Here is a 1,837-nt window from a genome sequence, read left to right as displayed (position 1 = left end):
TGAGACTTTGCAGGACTACGAAGAGACATTCTTCGTCACAGGTGAAGAAATAGAGAATTTGGAGAGCGGAGTTACTCCGGTGTACTGGCTTAGGCCGGTTGGAGACTATGCTGAGCTCTACCCGCTTCCACCACTGAATACGTCGATAAATGTTCCAAAAGACACCAAGTCACTTGAACCAGGGTGTGATATAGTTACTGCTGAGGAAAAGATCGTGGGCAGGGTAAGAAGTTTCGTTCTGAATGATGAAGGTAAGATAACTCATCTGATAGGTGAGTGTGGTGGCTTTGGCTCAAAGTCGAAGAAACTTATACCAATAGATTGGGTTGAAGAGATCGATGAGTGCAAGGTAAGGGTATCCGCATCTTCGGTAATGGTGGAGAAATTACCGGAAATGGACTGATGAAAAAAGTGACTGTGTACTATTTTGTTTCTGCTGCAATCCTATTCATACTGAATTTTGCTAAGGGCTCTTACTCTCAGCCCGTGTTCTTTTTTATGCCTTTGGTGATCTTCGCTGACTACTTGATTATCATGGGAGTTCCAGGGAAGAGTCGCTCCAAAGAGATTTCGAGATTCCTGGAGAATGTTCAAAGCATACTTACTCTCAGAAGTACTTTCGAAGAAAGCACAAAAGGAAAGATAATCGATTCTGAGAATCTGAAGAACCTCAAAGAAGTGGTGTCTTCTCTCGAAGAGAAACTGAGGAAGCCCTCCGAGTTGCAGAGAAGACTTTATCTATTCTCGGCTTACGCTGCGCCGCTATTTCCTCTCGCAGTCATGCTTTCATCCGTACTTATTCAGAGGAGAACGGAGATTGTTGCCGGGTTATTCTCTTACGCTGCATCTGTAATAATTGTCGTCTTGTCGAGAAGGGCCTTTTCAACTCTTGAGAAGACGATTGAGAAGCTCAATGGCGAGATAAAGAAAGCTGTGGACGACATTACTTTGTAGTACTGTTTCGCCCACAGGAAGGAGATTCGAAATGACATTTGTTGAAGTCAGAGACCTGAGCAAAACTTACAGGTCAGGAGAAATATCGGTTGAAGCACTGAAGGGGGTCTCTTTCGATATCTATGAGGGCGAAATACTGTCGATTTTGGGGCCTTCCGGTTGTGGAAAGAGCACGCTCTTGAATTGCCTTTCAGGAATAGATACACCCACAGAAGGGAAAGTCATCATTAAGGGTGTAGATCTCCATTCATTGAAGGATGATGAAAAGACACGCTTCAGGGCAATGCATATGGGATTTGTTTTCCAATTCTACAACTTGATACCCGTCTTGAAGGCAGTTGAGAACGTTGAACTTGCCATGCTCACTATGGGAAGCAATGAGAAGAAGGCGAGAGAGGCCGCAATGGACATCCTTGCAAAAGTCAATCTAAGGGAGCGCGAACACTATCTTCCCTCAAGACTTAGTGGCGGCGAAAGACAGAGAGTCTCTATCGCAAGAGCGCTTGTTCATAAGCCGGCAATAGTATGGGCAGACGAACCTACCGGAGCGCTTGATACAAAGACCAGCAGTGATCTGATGAACTTGATAACAGAGCTTAATTCCACCTTTAACCAGACATTTGTAATCGTTACTCATGATGAAAGAGTTTCCAATTACTCAAACAGAGTTCTTCATATGGACAGTGGCCGCATTCTCAAGATTGAAGAAAACAAAGAATTGAAGGTGCAGTAGTGTTAATACAGATCGTGAGCCTTCTTGCAGGTATCGCTGTTATTGCGACGGTAGTTTCAATGATAGCGAATCCGATAATCTTCAAGATCGGTTACAGGAATATCTACAGAAGAAAGTCCGACACTCTTCTGGTGATCATGGGATCTCTTA

The 1,837-nt window shown here is 44.0% G+C and carries 3 protein-coding genes; all 3 read left to right on the top strand.

Annotated features, from left to right (window positions below):
- The coding region (locus ENN47_00690; protein ID HDP76709.1) for a PRC-barrel domain containing protein at positions 1-403 on the top strand (403 nt) is incomplete at its 5' end.
- Positions 403-954: a hypothetical protein gene (locus ENN47_00685; GenBank protein ID HDP76708.1), complete on the top strand. Its 552-nt coding sequence runs from the start codon at positions 403-405 to the stop codon at positions 952-954. The genes ENN47_00690 and ENN47_00685, both read left to right, overlap by 1 nt.
- 31 nt (positions 955-985) lie before the next feature.
- Positions 986-1,687: an ABC transporter ATP-binding protein gene (locus ENN47_00680; protein ID HDP76707.1), complete on the top strand. Its 702-nt coding sequence runs from the start codon at positions 986-988 to the stop codon at positions 1,685-1,687.
- Positions 1,688-1,837: the final 150 nt, after the last annotated feature.

It is taken from the genome of Mesotoga infera (genome assembly GCA_011045915.1).
Lineage (GTDB): Bacteria > Thermotogota > Thermotogae > Petrotogales > Kosmotogaceae > Mesotoga > Mesotoga infera_D.
Note: the sequence above shows the minus strand (reverse complement) of the source record. Positions and strands in the feature narration are given on the sequence as shown.